This window comes from Kitasatospora sp. NPDC041988 (assembly GCF_055588525.1).
On the sequence record NZ_JBVJCO010000012.1, the window covers coordinates 44,785 to 61,755 of the forward strand.

At 70.4% G+C, this 16,971-nt stretch carries 15 protein-coding genes and 2 pseudogenes; 11 read left to right on the top strand and 6 right to left on the bottom strand.

The features are described 5' to 3' along the window. The first annotated feature begins 2 nt into the window (after nt 1-2). The 6 genes and pseudogenes from ACZ6NC_RS14630 to ACZ6NC_RS14655 form a co-directional block, all read left to right on the top strand. Nucleotides 3-218, top strand: coding sequence for an MbtH family protein (locus tag ACZ6NC_RS14630; protein ID WP_465732534.1), 216 nt, complete (start codon nt 3-5; stop codon nt 216-218). A 10-nt stretch (nt 219-228) separates the two neighbouring features. Continuing rightward, complete coding sequence (locus tag ACZ6NC_RS14635; RefSeq protein WP_465732536.1) at nt 229-1,476, top strand: cytochrome P450; 1,248 nt, start codon at nt 229-231, stop codon at nt 1,474-1,476. Between the two features lie 32 nt (nt 1,477-1,508). Beyond that, entirely contained in the window at nt 1,509-2,267 is a 759-nt protein-coding gene (locus tag ACZ6NC_RS14640) for an SRPBCC family protein (protein ID WP_465732537.1), read from the top strand. Next, nucleotides 2,267-2,467, top strand: coding sequence for a hypothetical protein (locus tag ACZ6NC_RS14645; protein WP_465732539.1), 201 nt, complete (start codon nt 2,267-2,269; stop codon nt 2,465-2,467). Before ACZ6NC_RS14640 ends, ACZ6NC_RS14645 begins: the two co-directional genes overlap by 1 nt. Nucleotides 2,468-2,728: 261 nt before the next feature. After that, on the top strand, nt 2,729-4,069 hold the full coding sequence (locus ACZ6NC_RS14650; protein ID WP_465732541.1) for a GH1 family beta-glucosidase: 1,341 nt from the start codon (nt 2,729-2,731) through the stop codon (nt 4,067-4,069). A 111-nt stretch (nt 4,070-4,180) separates the two neighbouring features. Further along, nucleotides 4,181-4,300: pseudogene (locus ACZ6NC_RS14655) on the top strand (hypothetical protein); the annotation flags it as partial. A 13-nt stretch (nt 4,301-4,313) separates the two neighbouring features. Here ACZ6NC_RS14655 and ACZ6NC_RS14660 read toward each other — a convergent pair. Genes ACZ6NC_RS14660 through ACZ6NC_RS14670 form a run of 3 tightly spaced genes read right to left on the bottom strand, consistent with a single transcriptional unit; the run spans nt 4,314 to nt 8,523 of the window. Further along, nucleotides 4,314-5,303 (bottom strand): ROK family protein, encoded by a 990-nt coding sequence (locus ACZ6NC_RS14660; RefSeq protein ID WP_465732543.1) that lies wholly within the window; start codon nt 5,301-5,303, stop codon nt 4,314-4,316. Continuing rightward, complete coding sequence (locus ACZ6NC_RS14665) at nt 5,300-7,444, bottom strand: beta-galactosidase (RefSeq protein WP_465732545.1); 2,145 nt, start codon at nt 7,442-7,444, stop codon at nt 5,300-5,302. Before ACZ6NC_RS14665 ends, ACZ6NC_RS14660 begins: the two co-directional genes overlap by 4 nt. Before the next feature lie 32 nt (nt 7,445-7,476). After that, complete coding sequence (locus ACZ6NC_RS14670; protein WP_465732547.1) at nt 7,477-8,523, bottom strand: zinc-dependent alcohol dehydrogenase; 1,047 nt, start codon at nt 8,521-8,523, stop codon at nt 7,477-7,479. A gap of 49 nt (nt 8,524-8,572) precedes the next feature. Between ACZ6NC_RS14670 and ACZ6NC_RS14675 the strand changes: the two genes are divergently transcribed. Beyond that, a complete protein-coding gene (locus tag ACZ6NC_RS14675) occupies nt 8,573-9,451 on the top strand; it encodes an SDR family oxidoreductase (protein WP_465732549.1) in 879 nt (292 codons plus the stop codon). A gap of 34 nt (nt 9,452-9,485) precedes the next feature. On the opposite strand, the gene ACZ6NC_RS14680 is transcribed toward ACZ6NC_RS14675, so the two are convergent. From ACZ6NC_RS14680 to ACZ6NC_RS14690, 3 genes are read right to left on the bottom strand one after another with little or no spacing between them, the layout of a single operon-like run. Next, nucleotides 9,486-10,736 (bottom strand): phosphotransferase family protein, encoded by a 1,251-nt coding sequence (locus ACZ6NC_RS14680; RefSeq protein WP_465732551.1) that lies wholly within the window; start codon nt 10,734-10,736, stop codon nt 9,486-9,488. Between the two features lie 35 nt (nt 10,737-10,771). Continuing rightward, entirely contained in the window at nt 10,772-11,680 is a 909-nt protein-coding gene (locus ACZ6NC_RS14685; RefSeq protein WP_465732553.1) for an inositol monophosphatase family protein, read from the bottom strand. Next, nucleotides 11,677-13,638: an aminotransferase class III-fold pyridoxal phosphate-dependent enzyme gene (locus tag ACZ6NC_RS14690; protein WP_465550480.1), complete on the bottom strand. Its 1,962-nt coding sequence runs from the start codon at nt 13,636-13,638 to the stop codon at nt 11,677-11,679. Before ACZ6NC_RS14690 ends, ACZ6NC_RS14685 begins: the two co-directional genes overlap by 4 nt. Nucleotides 13,639-13,853: 215 nt before the next feature. Here ACZ6NC_RS14690 and ACZ6NC_RS14695 point away from each other — a divergent pair, with 215 nt between their 5' ends. The 4 genes and pseudogenes from ACZ6NC_RS14695 to ACZ6NC_RS14710 form a co-directional block, all read left to right on the top strand. Continuing rightward, nucleotides 13,854-14,744, top strand: a complete 891-nt coding sequence (locus ACZ6NC_RS14695) for a PfkB family carbohydrate kinase (protein WP_465732555.1) — start codon at nt 13,854-13,856, stop codon at nt 14,742-14,744. Further along, nucleotides 14,741-15,454: a haloacid dehalogenase-like hydrolase gene (locus tag ACZ6NC_RS14700; RefSeq protein WP_465732557.1), complete on the top strand. Its 714-nt coding sequence runs from the start codon at nt 14,741-14,743 to the stop codon at nt 15,452-15,454. Before ACZ6NC_RS14695 ends, ACZ6NC_RS14700 begins: the two co-directional genes overlap by 4 nt. Continuing rightward, entirely contained in the window at nt 15,451-16,338 is an 888-nt protein-coding gene (locus ACZ6NC_RS14705) for a glycosyltransferase (protein ID WP_465732559.1), read from the top strand. The genes ACZ6NC_RS14700 and ACZ6NC_RS14705 overlap by 4 nt, the downstream gene beginning before the upstream one ends. Before the next feature lie 119 nt (nt 16,339-16,457). After that, nucleotides 16,458-16,577, top strand: a pseudogene (locus ACZ6NC_RS14710) (family 1 glycosylhydrolase); the annotation flags it as partial. Nucleotides 16,578-16,971: the final 394 nt, after the last annotated feature.

Here is a 16,971-nt window from a genome sequence, read left to right on the forward strand (position 1 = left end):
CCATGACCAACCCCTTCGACGACCAGGACGGCACCTTCCTCGTCCTCGTCAACGACGAGAACCAGCACTCGCTCTGGCCGCAGTTCGCCGACGTCCCGGACGGCTGGACCGTCACCCACGGCCCGGACACCCACGCCGCCTGCCTGGAGTACGTCGAGGGGGCCTGGACCGACATGCGGCCCAAGAGCCTCGCCGACGCCATGGACGCCCAGCGGTAGCGCGGCCGACATGACCTCCACCGACACCCTGGACGGGGCCCGCGACGCCGCGGGCCCCGCCCGTCCGGACGACCTCGCCGCAGCCCTGTCCACCTCCGAGGCCCGGCGCGACCCGTACCCGCTCTACGCCCGCATGCGGCGCGAGGAGCCGGTCCACCGCAGCGCCCAGGGCATCTGGTACCTCACCCGGTACACCGACGTCGAGGCCGCACTCGGCGACCTGCGGCTGTCCAACGACCGGGACCGGATGACCCGCGCCTTCACCGCGCTCGGCGGCGACCTCAAAGCACTCAGCCGCCTCACCGACCGACTCGGCCGGGTGATGACCAACACCGACCCGCCGGACCACGCCAGGCTGCGCAAACTGGCCAACAAGGCCTTCACCGCCCGGCGCGTCGAGGCCCTGCGCGACGGCGTCCAGCGGATCGTCGACCGGCTCATCGACGAGGCGGTCGCCGCCGGACCGACCATGGACCTGATCCAGGCGGTCGCCTCCCCGCTGCCGATGTCCGTCGTCGGCGAGCTCTTCGGCATCCCGGACGAGGACCGGCCGCAGGTCAACAGCTGGTTCCAGCAGTTCGGCCGGCTGGCCGAGGACATCGACAAGTCCGAGGCGGCGATCGAACAGTACGAGGAGTACCTCTCCGGGCTCATCCGGCAGCGCAGGCGTGAGCCGGGCGACGACCTGATCAGCGCCCTGGTCGCCACCCAGGCGCAGGACGACCGGCTCACCGACTCCGAACTGCTCTCCACCTGCTTCGTCCTGATCACCGCCGGCGACGAGACCACCACCCACCTGATCGGCAACGGCACGCTGGCCCTGCTGCGCCACCCGGACCAGCTGGCCCGGCTGCGCGCGGACCCGCACCTGATCCGCGACGCCGTCGAGGAACTGGCCCGCTACGACACGGTCACCCAGGCGATCGTCCGGGTCGTCGCGCAGGACCTGGAGATCGGCGGGCGGACGCTGCGGGAGGGCGAGCTGGTGTACCTGTTCCTCGGTGCGACCAACCGCGACCCCGAACGCTTCGAGAACCCCGACCGGCTCGACCTGTCCCGGCCCGGCAACCGCCACCTCAGCTTCGGCAACGGCCCGCACTTCTGCCTCGGTGGCCCGCTGGCCAAGCTCCAGGTGGAGGTGGCCGTCGGCACGCTGGTCCGCCGGCTGCCCGAACTGCGGCTCGCCGCCGGGGCGGAGCTGGACTGGCGGCCCAACCCGCTGCAACGGCGGCTGTGCACCCTCCCGATCGCCTACTGACCGTGAACCACGACGAAGGAGCAGTACCGACCATGGCCCGAGAGTTCGAGGTCCGCCGGGAGCAGGACCTGCCCGCCACGCCCCAGCAGGTCTGGGACGCGGTGGCCACCGGCGCCGGCAACCTGGGCTGGCTCTATCCGATGGAGGTCGAGCCGCGCGTCGGCGGAAAGGCAACCCGGGGCGACGCCACCGTCGTGGCCTGGGAACCGCCGCGGCACCTCGCCGTCCGGGCGACCCAGGACGGCGGGTTCTCCAACACGCTCAGCTACCACGTCGAACCGGCCGACGACGGAGCCAGCCACCTGCGGATGGGGATCCACTGGGTGCACACGGGCGTCGTCGACGAGGCCTGGGCCTGGGACGCCAAGACGGACGCGGCCGAGAAGCACGTCGACTTCTACCAGCACGGCCTCGCCGAGTACCTCCGGCACTTCGGCGGCCGCCCCGCTACCTACGTCAGGGCCCAGCAGCCCGAACCCACCGCCGACCCGGCCGACTTCGCCGCCCTGCGCCTACGCCTCGGCCTCCCCACCGACGCAACCGTCGGCGACCGGTTCACCCTCCGCGCCCCCGGCCAGGAGCACGACCCCGAGGAGGTGGTCGTCGACTGGATCAGCACCGACTTCCTCGGCCTTCGCGGCCCGGACGCGCTCTACCGGTTCTTCAACGGCAGCACCTGGAACGTGCCGATCTGGCTCGGCCACCACCTGTTCGCCGAGGACACCGACGAGCAGCAGACCACCAAGGAATGGACGGCCTGGCTCAACGACACCCAGACCCGGGAGCTCTGATGGAAACCTCCACACAGACGCTGCTCTTCGCAGCCGAACTCGTCGAGGAGAACGGCACCTACGCCCTCGTCGTCGAGGACGTGAGGAGTGGCACCGTCCAGACCACCCCGGTCCCCAAGAACATGGTCGACAAGCTCCCGGCCTTCCTCTCCGCGCTCGCCGCCAAGCTCAACCCGGCGCTGCCGCGCCGCCGCTGGTAGCCGCTCGGGTGCGCCGGCCCGGGCGCCACCGCGTGCCCGGGCCGGCCTCGAACCGGATGGCGCCGGCGAGATCTCTTGCAACTGGCCCGAGCTGTGTGCTGCGTGGATCTTTACGATGAGCATCAACTTTCAATGGCTTGGCGCTTCGAACCTTCGCACAACATCTGGTGCTTCGCCCGGTAGCCGCTAACATGAGGACGCCTCATATTTGATGCTTCCGTTGAGTGCATACTCATCGCCATCGCGAGCAAGGAGCGAGCCGTGCCGGATCGTCTCGACCTGCCGGCGGGGTTCCGCTGGGGTGTTTCCACCGCCGCCTACCAGATCGAGGGAGCCGTCGAGGAGGACGGCCGCGGCCCGTCCGTCTGGGACGTCTTCGCCGCCCGCCCCGGCGCCGTCCGCGACGGCCACACGGGAGCGGTCGCCTGCGACCACTACCACCGCTATCCCGAGGACATCGTCCTGATGCAGGGCCTCGGGCTGGACGGTTACCGCTTCTCCATCGCCTGGCCCCGTGTGCAGCCCACCGGCGCGGGCCCGGTCAACCCGGCCGGACTCGCCTTCTACGACCGCCTGGTGGACGCCCTGCTGGAAGCCGGCATCACCCCGCTGCCCACGCTCTTCCACTGGGACCTGCCGCAGGCCCTGGAAGACGCGGACGGCTGGCTGAACCGCGACACCGCGTACCGCTTCGCCGAGTACGCCGCCGTCGTCTCCGACCGCCTGGGCGACCGGATCCCCGCCTGGATCACCCTCAACGAGCCCTTCGTCCACATGGTCTACGGCTACGCGCTGGGCATCCACGCCCCCGGCCGGACCCTCATGATGGAGGCCCTGCCGGCCGCCCATCACCAGCTCCTCGCCCACGGACTGGCCGCCGCCACCCTGCACGAGCGCGGCCTGGAGGTGCTGATCGCCAACAACCTCACCCCGGTGCGGCCCGCCTCCGACGCTCCGGCCGACCTCGCCGCCGCCGAGGCCTACGACGCTCTGCACAACCGTCTGTTCACCGACCCCGTCCTCCTCGGCACCTACCCCGACCTCTCCGCCCTCGGCGTCCCGGACGACATCTACGGCGCCATCCACCCCGGCGACACCGACCTCATCCACACCCCCGGCCTCGACGGCCTCGGCGTCAACTACTACAACCCCACCCGCATTGCCGCCCCCACCGACGCGGGCCTGCCCTTCGACCTCGTCGACATCCCCGACGTCCCCCACACCGCCTTCGGCTGGCCCGTCGTCCCCGACGGAATCCGCCAACTCCTGATCGGCTTGAAGGAGTCGTACGGAGCGGCACTCCCGCCGATCACCATCACCGAGAACGGCTGCTCCGTCGAAGAGCCCACCACCCCCGACCAGCCCCGCATCGACTTCCTCGCCGCCCACCTCGACGCTCTCGCTCAAGCGGTCGCCGAAGGCATCGACGTCCGCGGCTACTACACATGGTCGCTGATCGATAACTACGAGTGGTCAGATGGGTTTAGCCAGCGTTTTGGTCTAGTCCATGTCGACTTCGAGACCCAGAAGCGCACTCCCAGGGCTTCCTATGCCTGGTATCGAGATCTGATCGCTGCCCATCGGAGGCGGTTCGCGAAGTAGGCGGGCTGGCTGAAGATCGCAACTCGGGTGCCAGATAGGCGACTTGCAAGAGTTTGGTGACTCACGGTTACGGACTCGCTGTAATGACAGCCTGTTCGACGGGCTGAGGGGTTCAATCAACGATTCGATCTCGTGCACGTCGACTTCGAGACGCAGCGGCGGACGCCCAAGGCGTCCTACACCTGGTGTCGCGACCTGATTGACACTCACAGGGCGGGGCATGAAAGGTAGTTGGGTGACGAGCTCAGATCCTCCCGAGGTCCGGGGCGCGATCGATCGCCAGCAGTGCGGCGCCGATCGCGCCGGCATCATTGGCGAAGCGGGCCGTCAGTACGGGCACGGGCGGGCGATCTCCGGGTGAATAGAGCCAGCGGGCGAACGAGGCGCGCGCGGGTGCGAGCAGCAGTTCTCCTGCGGAGATCGGACCGCCTCCGACGACCATCACGGAGGGATCGAACAGGTTGGCCAAGGCGGCCAGTCCGGTGCCGGTGAGCGCTCCCACCCGGTCCAGGATCGCCAGGGCCTGCTCATCGCCGCTGCGGGCGGCCTCGGTGACCGCCTCTCCCGCGCCTGCGGGGCCCTGGCCGATCAGGCGGGCCAGCAGCGACGTCGGGTGGGCCGCCGCAGCCTGTCGCCCGAGTCTCGCGATGGCGGCGCCGGACGCCGACACTCCCCAGCATCCGCGGTTGCCGCACTCGCACAGTGGGCCGCGGGGATCGACCGTCAGGTGGCTGGCCTCGGCCGCGAAGCCGTGCGAGCCGCGAAGCAGGCGGCCGGCGACGACCACGCCGCAACCCAGACCCGTGCCCAGCGTCACCAGCACCAGGTGGTCATGTCCGCGCCCTGCACCAAGGCGGTACTCGGCCCACGCGGCCGCGTTCGCGTCGTTGTCGGTCACCACCGGCAGTCCCACCGCGTCCGCGATCAGCGTCCGAAGCGGAGCTCGCGCGAAGTCCAGACCGGGCGCGAAGGCCAGCGCCCCGGTACGGGCGTCGACCATCCCGGGCAGCCCGACGCCGACCGCGGTGACCCGCTTGCTCCGCACCTGCGCCACCAGGTCGCTGATGGCACCGACCAGCGCGTTCGCCGTGCGGCGCGGTGTGGCACAGCGGGCCCGCGCCGACACCGTGCCGTCGGCCGCCACCCGCACCGCCGCGATCTTCGTGGCGCCGACATCGACGCCGACGGCCTCTGCCGGGGCGGCGGCCGGGAGCGATGGGGACGACGGTGTCATGGCCCCTCCGGCAGGAGCACGCGGGCCTCGCCCTGCACTCCGGCGGTGCGCAGCTCGAAGCTGCCCGGCCCGCGCACGGCGGACAGGTCGCACGGCCGGTCGGCGTTCAGCAGATCGCGTCCGACCCGCACCCGGACCGGCACCCCCGCGCCGGTCCGCTCGTTCAGCCCCTTGACGTAGCACGCCCCCAGCCGTCCGTTGGACACCCGCACGACGGCGCATCCGTCCCCGACGAGGTCGACGGCGACGACGTGCTCCCCGCACGTGGTGCGTGCCCGTAAGGGTCCGCCCGAGCGGTTGAAGAGGAAGACGAGCACGTCCTCGGGTTCCGCGGTGGTCCTGCGCAGCTCGAGCCATTCCCGTGGTCCGGTACGCCGAGGTACGCCGCTGCTCTCGCCAAGCCACTCCTCGACGGCCGTTCCGACGGGCTTCCCGCCGAGGGCCACCGCGCGCACCCTGGCCGGCTCGCCCAGCGGCGCGGCGTATCGCCGCACCGCATCGGCCAGATCGGTACAGGAGCGCAGGTTCTCATCCAGGTGGGGGAGTTCCCCCACCACGAGGAGCGACCCGCCCTGCTCGGTGAACCTGGCGAGCCGTTGTTGCAGTGCCTGCTCCATGAAGCGGCCCGACACTGCGACCAGTGGCCCTGCATCAGGGTCGAGTGCGACCCGGCCGGTCAGTTCCTCCAACTGGAAGGGCAGGTTGCGTCGCAGGCAGTGGGCGACGAAGGGCAGCAGGGTCCGACCGGCCGAGGGCACGGGCCGATCCGCGGCCCCGCCGCTGCGCCGGCTCGTCGCCCGGTACCACGCACCGATTGCCGCGTACGGCGGATGGACACCCCACCGCACTCCGGGCTCCGGGCGGGAGACGGCCAGCACGTCCTGCTGGCCGGCCAGAAAGTGGGTCAACACCTGTACGGCGGCGAAGGCCGGGCCGGGGCCGGCGTCGACCAGGATCGGAGCGGCGTCCCCGTACGGCGGATCGAACTGCGCGGGATCGCCGGCCGTCTCCGTCAACCAGGAGCGATCCACCGCAAGGTGGTCGCCCCAGCCCGCAGTGGCGCAGGCCGGATAGACGCTGATGCCGGTCGCCCCGCACGCCACGCCGAGCAGGGTGTGGTGGATCGGGACCACCGGGAAGGCGCAGCTCGCATCCGCCCAGCGGAGCCCCCAGTTCTCCTCGATGTTGGGGCCTCGTCCCCCTTTGGCCGCCAGAACGTAGTTGACCAGCGCCTCCTCGTCCGCCAGCACGTTGCCCGCCCAGCTCGTGTAGGCGCGGGGCAGTGCAGTGGGCGCGCCGACTCTGTTCCTGGCCAACCAGGCGTCGTACCGTCCGGCCGCCCGGCCGGGCACGCGGTCGGCCCTGGCCGGCGGCGAGTACGTGGTGAAGACGGGGATGTCCGGCCCGAGCGCCTCGGCCAGCCCCGCCATCCCGGCGGCGAGGACCTCGGCCGACCACTGCCCCCAGCTGACCAGGGAGAGCAGCCCGTTCGGGGACGGCGGACACTCCGCCCGGGTGGGTGCCTCCACGCCGGGTGCGAAGCGGGCGAAGGCGTCGGCACAAGGCTGCGAGTAGTCGAGCGCGTCGATCGGCAGGGCGGTCTCCCCGTAGTGCCCCTCGTTGCCGATCTGGACGGCGACGACCGGCCCCTGCGGATGAACGAATGGCCGGAGGAACCGGCCGACAGCGCGAAGCCAGCCTGTCGCATCCTTCAGGAATTTCGGGTCCAGAGCCGACGGAAGCGCGAACTGCTGGCAGGGCAGCGGTCGGCCGTCGGCCGACCGTGCGGCGTGCCGATCCGGATCGAGGGTGGGGCTGACGCGGTCGGGCAGTCCACCGAAGGGCAGTTCGGCATGGACGAAGGGGCCCGGCTTCAGGAGTGCGAGCAGGCCCGTCGCCGCAATCAGCTCCAGGAAGGCGGCCAGATCGCGGTTGCCGTCCCGGTCGAAGCACAACCGCCGGCCGCCGCCCTGGCTGATCTCGTGGTGCCGCCAGGGAACGTAGCAGGTCACCACCTCGATGCCGGCGTCGCGCATGGCGCCCAGCTTGGCCGCCCACCGCCCGCGGTGATCCCGGTAGTAGGGGTACTCACCGGCGATGAGGAACCGGGGGCGGTCGTCCAGCCAAAGCGTTCCGTCCACGAAGGACGGGTGCGCACCATCCCGTCCGGCGCTCATGAGGCCGGGTTCTCGTCCGGGGCGAGCAGGACCTTCATCGCACTGTACCCGCGGCCGGGCGACGGCCGTCCCCGCCCGTCGGGTGCGACCGCCAGCAGCGCCAGGGCCTCGGCGTACCGTTCGAGCGGCAGCACGTGGGTCACCAGTTCTTCGAGTGGCAGATCCTGTGCGAGGTCCAGCGCCAGCTCGAAGTCCGTGGGCCGGTACGGTCCTGCCCCCACTAGACGGATCCCTCTGGTCACCAGAGCCCTCAGCGGGATGGTGGCGACGCCGGCCTCCCGCTCGCCCATCGCCACGACGGTGCCCCCGGCCGCCACCGCGCTCAGGACATCACCCGGTACCGACCCTGTCGTATCTATGACCACGTCGGATACCGGCCTGCCTGACCCGGCCGCCTCCTCCGGGGAAAGTACCCGCACCGTTCGCGGCAGCATCAGGCGGGCGATCTCCGCCCTCCTCGGATCACGCTCGGTCAGTGTCACCCTGGCGCCGCGCCGTGCCACGACCATCGCGCACAGTGTGCCGATGGGGCCGGCGCCGAGCACGAGCACCTGGTCGTCCCACCGCAGCCGAGCTGCCCTCAGGTTGTTGAGCACGCAGGCGAGCGGTTCCACCAGCGCCCCTCGCCGGTAGGACACCGAGACGGGCAGCTGATGGACGAAGCGCTCGGGCACGACGGCGAAGTCGGCCATCGTCCCGTCACGGTCGACGCCGACCTCCCGGCCTTCCTTCGCCGCGCAGTGCGCCGGCATCCCTCGGCGGCAGGGACGGCACCGGCCGCAGTAGTACGTCGGGTTGATCACCACACGGTCGCCCGGCATCACCGAGCTGATGCCGGACCCGACCGCGGCCACCGCGCCGACCGCCTCATGCCCCAGCACCACACCGCGTCGTGCCGGGAACTCACCCAGCAGGATCGCCCGGTCCGTGCCGCAGACACCGGTGGCGGCCACCTTGACCAGGACCTCGCCGACGTCGAAGGAAGGGACCTCACGATCGTGGATGCCCGCCAGGCCCACATCTTCGAAGACGATGGCCTTCATCACAGCCTCCCATCGGAGCTCTCACCAAAAGTGTCATAAAATGCCTGATATGAGCTTGTTTCGGCGGCCGGGCGGGAGCGAACTCCCGTCGAACTCGCGCCTGAGGATCCTGCTGCTCGGCGCGTCGGGGTTCGTGGGGGGCGGCCTGTGGACCTACCTGACACCCCGTCACAATGTCGTCGGCACCTTCGGTACCCGGTCGATCGCGGGGCTGGTCCACGTGGACCTGCGCGACGAGCGGCGACTGGCGGCGCTGGTGGCCGACGGCTTCGACCTGGTCGTCCACGCAGCCGGCCTGGTCCCGTTGGAGGCGGCCGAAGCCGACCCGGAGCTGGCCCACCGCCTCAACGTCCGTCCCGTCGAGGTGCTGCTGGATGCCGTGCGCGCCTCGGCGGCGAAGCTGGTCCTCCTGTCCAGCGACAACGTCTTCGACGGCACCCGCCACCAGTACACCGAGGAAGACCCCCGATCCCCCGTCAACGTCTACGGGCGGACCAAGGCGGCAGCCGAGGACTTGCTGCTCGCCGACGGCGCACACCTGATCGTACGGATCCCCTTGGTCTTCGGACGCGGCCCCTGGTCGAACACCTTCCTGGCGCGGCTGGCCCAGCCGACGACCACCGCCCGTACGGACCTGGTCTGCGCCCCCGTCTACCTTCCCAGCCTCGGCCCGGCCCTGGCCCGGCTGTGGGACCGCACGGGTGTCGTGCACTACGGCGGCAGCGATGTGGTGACCCGATTCGAGCTGATGTCCAGAGTCCAGCAGGCACTGGACCTGCCCACCCAGGTGGTGGCCGCCCAGGAGAAGGAGGCCTACCCCGGTTGCCGCCGCCCGCCGCGGCTGGTGCTGCGCAGCACCCGGCACCGCCTGCTGGGCCCCGGACTGGACTCCGCGCTCGCCCACCTGGCGGGCCTGCCGCCCACCTGATGGCCTGCCATCTGCGGGCCGGCTGCTCGCCATGTCACCCGCCGGGGAGGTGGTCGGTCACCAGAGCCAGGTGGCTCTCGGCGTCCACCCGCCCGGCGCGGCCGAGCTGCTGGGCGAGATCGTTGATCAGCAGGGTGCCGAGCAGATAGTGGCCGAGCGCGAGCTCCGCGGGTGCGGAGTCCCTTCCCCGCAGGTCGGGCTTCGGCTTGCGGTCCGAAAGCCGGCACGGCGCCTCCGCCAGGACATGCAGGTCGTGCGTGAGCAGGAGCCGCTGCGTCCAGCCCGGATCGTCGCGGAACAAGCCCGACAGGCCCTCGCACGACTCCAGGTGGGGCAGGAACCGGTGAATCGCCGCGCGGTAGCCCGGGAAGGGCGGCTGCCGGAACCCCACCTGGTAGCCGTACCGCTTCGACCTGCGCACCGAGAAGCCCATCCGGAGCGCGGGATCCCACACGGTGAGGCTGAAGAGCGTCTTCGCCACGTCGTAGACCGGATCCCACGGCTCGGTGGAGCCGCGCGGATCGATGAGCCGGAAGTCTCCCGCTGCCGCACCGGGGCGGGTGGACAGCAGCACGTTGCGTGTGTTGGCGTCCCCGTGGGCAGGGGCCATCAACCTGGCCGGCGCCATCCGGGCCGACCGGCCCGCCAGGCGTTCCAGCACGAGGTGTGGGGCCTCGCACGCCACGCCGTTGACCGTGACGCGCTCGGCCGTCATCAGGCCGGCGGGCAGCGCCCCCTGCAACGCGGGCAGCCGCCGGAGGAACCGGCCCACGACGACTTCCGTAAGGTATCCGGCCGGGGTGGGGTGGGACTGCACGGCGTACCCGTCCAGGACAAGGGTCTTGACGAGCGCCGTGTACCGGCTGAAGAACTCCCGCGTGCCCTGTGGCGACTCCCGCAGGGGCGCCGCCAGGTCCGCCGAGTCGTAGAACGGCGTCGTACAGGCCGACCATCCGTCACCATCGACGAAGTGCACGATCGGCAGGTAGTGCGCCGCCAACCGCGGTGCCAGGGTACGCAGTAGCTCGATCTGGCCCAGCTTGCGGCGGAAGGACACCAGGTCGTGGCCGTCCACGGCGCCCTGTGCGGGCACCAGGACCTTGACCGCCAGGTCCTCCCCGGCCGAGGTGGTGGCCCGGTACACCCGGGCCGGGGATCCGCCGTCCAGGATCTCGTGTGCGACTTCGAGGCCGAGGGTGTCGGTGACGGCCGCCAGGGCCGCCTCGTCGGTCCACCCGCCGGGCGGGCGGGAGGTCATGGCCGTGATGTGCCGGCGATCGGTCACCACAGGTGTCTCCTTGCTGAGCTTCGCCGCCCCGCCTACCAGCGGATCGAGTCGATCAGTGCCGCGTGCAGCTGCTGTGTGCAGGCGGCGATGCACGACCGCTGGTTGAACGGGCTGATGTCCAGGAGCAAGGTGTCGTGCAGCGACTTGCCGTAGGCGTCGGTGATGGTGACCCCGGCCCGTTCCGCCAGGAACACCGAGGCTGCGATGTCGTACGGGAACAGATGCAGGATGCTCCCGCGGCCGACCCGGCGAAAGTCCGCCTCGGTGGCAGGGCGGTCGCGGAGCAACCGGTTGCCGATGTCGACGTAGGCGTCCATCTGTCCGGTGATGATCCGTGAGATGGAGAAGGAGGCGCTGTTGAACACATACACGCCGCCGGTGTTGGCCGATGCGTCGATCAGGTGGCCGTAGGCACCGGTCATCAACTCCGCCGGATGGCCGTTGAACTCCAGCGACCAGAACATCCGGTCGAGATCGACGCTGGACGACAGCTGGGGCACCGGAGCGGGATAGCCGCCGGACTCGATCCCGGCCCCTTGGGCGTCGGCGTAGAGCCAGTTGCCGGACTTGATCTCCTGGAGCATCGCGTACCGGATGTCCCCGATGGCGGGCGCCTCGCCGAAGGGGGCCGCGGCGATGGATACGCAGGCCATCTCCAGATCGGCGGCAGCACCGCGCGTGCCGTCGATCGGATCGATGATCAGGACGTACGCGGGGTTCCGGCCGAGCGTGCGCAGCCCCTCGCTCTCGGTGTAGACGGCGACGGGCTCGTTCTGCTCCCTCAGGAAGTCCCATGCGGCGCGTTCGGCGAGCACATCGACGGGGAACTCGGCGTCTCCCCCCTTCGCCGTGCCCATCACGTAGCGGCTGCCGACGTCGTGCAGGCCGGTGCGGACGGCCGCCCGGATTCGCCGGGACAGCTCCTGGACCAGGCCCCTCATGAGACCGAGAGGAAGAGTCGTTCCAGCAGGTCGCACATCTCGTCCGCCTCCTGACGGGTCATGATCAGCGCCGGTCGGACCTTCAGCACGTTGCCGTGCCCGTACAGCGAGGTCCGCAGCAGCAGCCCGTGGTCCATGCCGAGTTCGGCCAGGTGGTTGGTGAGCTGAGGGTCGGGCCGGCCCGCACGGTCCACGATGTCGATGCCGATCATCAGCCCCACACCGCGGACCTCCTGAACGAACGGCACCTTCGTGGCCAGGTCGCGCAGCCGGTCGAGAACGTACGCGCCGACGGCTCGCACGTTCTCCAGGAACCCGGGGCGGCCGATGATCTCAAGTGTCTTCAGAGCGGCCGCGGCGGCCATCACGTTGCCGCCGAAGGTCGAGTTGATGTGGTGCCCCTCCACACCGGCCAGCCGGTCCTCGGTCAGGATGCCGGCGATGGGCATCCCGGAGCCGCCGAGCCCCTTGCCGAAGGTCATCATGTGCGGGGTGACACCGAAATGGTCGGCCGCGAACATGCGGCCGGTGCGCCCGAACCCGGTCTGGATCTCGTCGAAGACCAACACGATGCCGCGCTCCTCGCACAGCTCCTTGAGCGCCTTCAGATAGCCGTCGGGCGGGACCACGTTGCCGCCGTTGCCGCTGATCGGCTCCAGCACCACACAGGCCACCCGGCCGGTGCTCGCGTAGTCGATGAAGTCGTTGATCCGCTCGACGCACATCAGGCCGCAGGTGGCCCGTTCCTGCCCGTAGAAGCAGCGCAGGCAGTGCGGATCGGGGACGTGCACGACACCGGGGAGGTGCGAGGGGAAGGGGGTGCGCCGGAACGCGGCGCCGGAGGCGCCGATCATGCCGAGGGTCTGGCCCAGGTGCCCGCGGAAGAGCGTGATCACGTCGGAGTTCCCGGTGTGGACCTGGGCGATCTTCACCGCGCTCTCGTTGGCGTCGGAGCCGCTCGCCGACTTCAGGTGTACCCGGGTGAGGTTCGGTGGTGAGACCTCGGCCAGCTTCGACACCAGCGCGTTCAGCGGTTCGGTCTGGAACTTCGAGGTGACGTGGATGAGCTGGCCGGCGTGCTCGCGGACGGTCGCCACGATCTCGGGGTGGGCGTAGCCCAGGCTCAGGTTGAACGTCCCCGAGGAGCAGTCGAGATAGCGCCGACCGTCATCGGAGTAGAGGTAGACACCCTCGCCCCTGACCACCCGGAGCTTGTCCGGCAGGTAGTAGTAGTGCTGAAGGACGTCGGCGGCGTCCGTCCCGGACGGCCGCTTCGGTGCCGCGGTGCTGACCTGTTCCATAGACTTCCCTCTGAGAATTCCTGACAGATCGATCTGATCGAACGATTCGAAACGCAGATCCGCCTCACCGAGATCGAGCGAGGCGGTTATTGAATTGGGTATGACGACGCATCGAATGCCGGCCCGTTTCGCCGCACGCACGCCGCTCGGTGAATCCTCGAATGCCACCGCCCGCCCGGCGGGAATTCCCAGGGAGGCGAGTGCCGCGAGGTACAGGTTCGGCGCGGGCTTCGCGCTGACCCGGTCTCCGTCGGCGCACTGCACCGTGCTCCACCCCTGGGCGATACCGCATTGCCGGGTGTATCGGGTGATCCATTCCCGGGTCGAGTTGCTGACGATCCCACGGGTCAATCCCAGCGCATCAACCGCCCGCAGGGTTCCTTGTACGCCGGGCCGGCTGGACAGCCCGCCGAGCAGTTCCCGCTGCCGGCAGTGAAGCCGCTCCTGCACCTCGCGTCGGTCCACCGTGCGCCCGGTGAGCCGTTCCAGATGTGTCCACAGGTCGAACCCGATGGTGCCGACGAGCGATGACCACACGTCCATCGCGAGCTGATGACCGAAGTCCTGGAAGATCTCCGCATGGGCGCGGAAGATCTCGGATTCCGGATCCCACAGCGTCCCGTCGAAATCGAAGAGGACCGCATGCACTTCCCTCACGTTCACCTCCGTCGAGCGGTAGAAGGCCGCGCGGCTAGGAGTTTGTACACGGATCCGAAGCACCCGGGCATCCATCATCGCGGAGCCGCAACAGGCTCGCCATTCATAGTTCGTCAACATACCCTCGGCCGGAGTATTTCGCGCGGCGTGGATGGCCGGACGGTGATCGACTTGGAGCGGTGCCGACGCACGGTCGGTGCGAGAGTCGAGGAGTCATGGACGAAGACATCCACCCCGCCGGTGCCGCGGCGCCCTCGGGCAGGCCGCGGGTGGCCGTGGTGGGACACGTCGAGTGGACGACGATCGCAGGTCTTGACCAGGTGCCCACCGCCGGTGAGGTGATCCACGCGGAGCGGCTCTGGCGGGGCCCGGCAGGGGGTGGTGCGGTCGCGGCCGTCCGGCTGGCCGAACTGACCGGCGGTTGCACGTTCTTCACCGCCTTCGGCGACGACCACGCGGGGCGGCGCTCGCGCGCGGAACTCGAGCACCGGGGCGTACGGGTGCTGGCCGCCTCCCGGGCCGGCCCCACGCGCGCGGCGGTGAGCATGGTCGACCGGTTCGGTGAACGCACCACCATCACCCTGGGCGAACGCCTGCAACCCGCCGCGGCAGATCCCTTCGACTGGGGGGAACTGGCGTCGTTCGACGCGGTGTTCTTCACCGCTGGGGATGCTGCCTTGCTGCGCCGGGCCCGTCAGGCCAGGGTGCTCGTGGTGACGGCGCGTGAATTCACCACCGTGCTGGACTCCGGTGTCAGGGTCGACGCGCTGGTGGGCAGCGGCTGCGACCCGGCAGAGCGGTGCGACCCGGCGCTGCTGCGCAGGCCGCCGGATCTCGTGGTCAGCACCGAAGGTCATCGCGGCGGTGTGTTCACCTGTGGTGGCCAGCCCCCCCGTCGCTACCGACCCGCCCGCGCACCAGGCCCCCTGGTGGACACCTACGGGGTGGGGGACAACTTCGCGGCCGTCCTCACATATGCGCTCGCCGCCGGCTCGGCCACCGCCGAGGCACTGGACCTCGCAGCCAGGCATGGAGCGGCCTGTACCGCGCGGCGGGGCCCGTTCGCGGCCGGGCCGACTGCAGGGCGACGGGCAGCGCGGGTATGAAGCGGATCCTCCTCCTGTGGGACATCGACGGCACGCTGATCGACTGCGGGGCCGGCTGCGAGGCCGTCTACCCGCTCGCGTTCGAACGCCTCACCGGCAGGCCGGCCCGCCACCGGGTCGCCACTGCAGGCCGCACCGAACTGGACATCATGGACGAGTTGTTCGTCCGGCACGGTATCAACGGGGTCGAACAGAGCCGGGTCGCCTCTGAGTTGGCCACGCAACTGCGTCGGCGGGCCACCGAGCTCCGTACGGTTGGACGGGTCCTGCCCGGCGCCGTCGAGGCCCTGCGGGCGTTGCGAGCACGGCGCGAGGTGGCGCAGTCCGTGCTGACCGGGAATCTCCGGGCCAACGCCGTCCTGAAGCTGCGGCTGTTCGGGCTGGCGGAATTCGTGGACATCGGAGTCGGTGCCTACGGCAGCGACGCCCGCGAGCGGGCTGCTCTCCTCCCGGTGGCCCGGCGGCGCGCAGCTGCCGCGTACGGGCACCACTTCGATTCCGACAGCACCCTCCTGATCGGCGACACTCCGCAGGACGTGCACGCGGGACGCATCGGCGGATCTCGGGTGATCGCCGTCGCCTCGGGCGCGAGCAGCGGCGCCGCGTTGCGGGAGGCGGGAGCTGATTCGGTTCTGGCGGACCTGCGCGACACCGCTGCCGTGCTCCATGCCGTCCAGGCACTGAGCCCGGGTGCGCGGAGCGCCGGATGAACGAGAACAATCGTCCGGTGAGCCTGGTCTCGGTGGTCATGCCCGCGCGAAACGCCGAGCTGACGATAGCCGCGCAGCTGGAGGCCCTGCGTCGGCAGACCTATCCGGACCTGTGGGAGCTCATCGTCGTCGAGAACGGATCGAGCGACGGCACCCGCGCGCTCCTGCGGTCCTGGCAGCAGCGGATGCCGCAGCTCAGGGTGGTCGACGTCGCCGAGGACTGCGGCGTCAACCGTGCGCGCAACATCGGTTGCCGGCGCGCGCACGGTGACTTCGTGCTTTGCTGCGACGCGGACGACGTGGTGGCCCCCGGATGGATGGCCGGCCTGGTCGACGTCCTACGAACAAGCCCGGCCGTCGGGGGCGCGCTCGAACGCCGCCTGCTCAACGCGCAGGTGGCCCTCGCCGCGCGCCCGCCGAAGGAGGCCGACGCACTGCTCGACACCTTCGGCTTCCTGCCGTACCCGGCGGGAGCCAACTGCGGGTTCCACAAGGAGCTGTGGAGCCGGCTGGGCGGCTTCGACGAGAGCTACCGCTACGGCTGCGACGATGTCGAGTTCTTCTGGCGCGCCCAGCTGGCCGGGGACCAGTTGGCCTTCTCGCCCCACGGCGTCGTGCACTACCGGCTCCGTGGTGATTCACGGGCCATCGCACGCCAGCTCTACCGCTACGGCCGTTCGCACCCAAAGCTATTCCGGGACTTCGCAGGCCACGGCATGCCCTCCTCGCGGCCGGGCGACGTCGCCGGCTCCTGGTGGAGGATTCTGGTGCACGCGCCCGACCTGGTCGGCCCTGCGGAAAGTCGCGCCGCATGGCTGGCCCAACTCGCCCTGCGGGTCGGCCGCATCGTCGGCAGTGTCAGATACCGGCGGTGCTACCTGTAGACCGTCCGAAGTCCGACATTCTCGTGGATCAAGGCCGCGGACCTGGCATACCTCTGGAGCCACGCCACCGAGCACTTACCACCAGCCGCCAGGGGATACGGTGACAGGGTGTTCGACACGCCGAGGGCTTCGAGCAGCGCTTCGGCCTGGTCCACGTCGACTTCGAGACCCAGCGCCGCACCCCGAAGGCGTCGTACGCCTGGTACCGGGACCTGATTGCAGCCCACCGAGCGCCGTAGCAGGGGTAGTTGGGCATCCGCGCGGGAACGCTCCAAGTCGGTTTCGATGCCGATCGGCCGCCTTGGTGATGGAGGACGTTCGAAGGCGGCGAGCCGTCGCGAGGGGCGAAGACAGAGTGTTCGACTAGCGCAGAGGTCATCGCCAACGGTTTGTCCGTCCCGACCGGGCGTACTCGCCGCAGGGCGTCCGCCTGTGGGCGAGCATGACCGTCCGAGGCTCGTGGGAGCGGCTGCTCGCCGCGCTGGACCGGGTCCGGCGGTGTTGACCGCGCGAGGGTGTCAAGGACGGCGGGGGGGGGGGGGGGGGGAACGCGTGCCCGGTCCCCATTTGTTTTTTGTACATCTGGTCAAAGAGAGGGGGAACCAAAACGCGAAGCCCCCCACGCACCTGCCT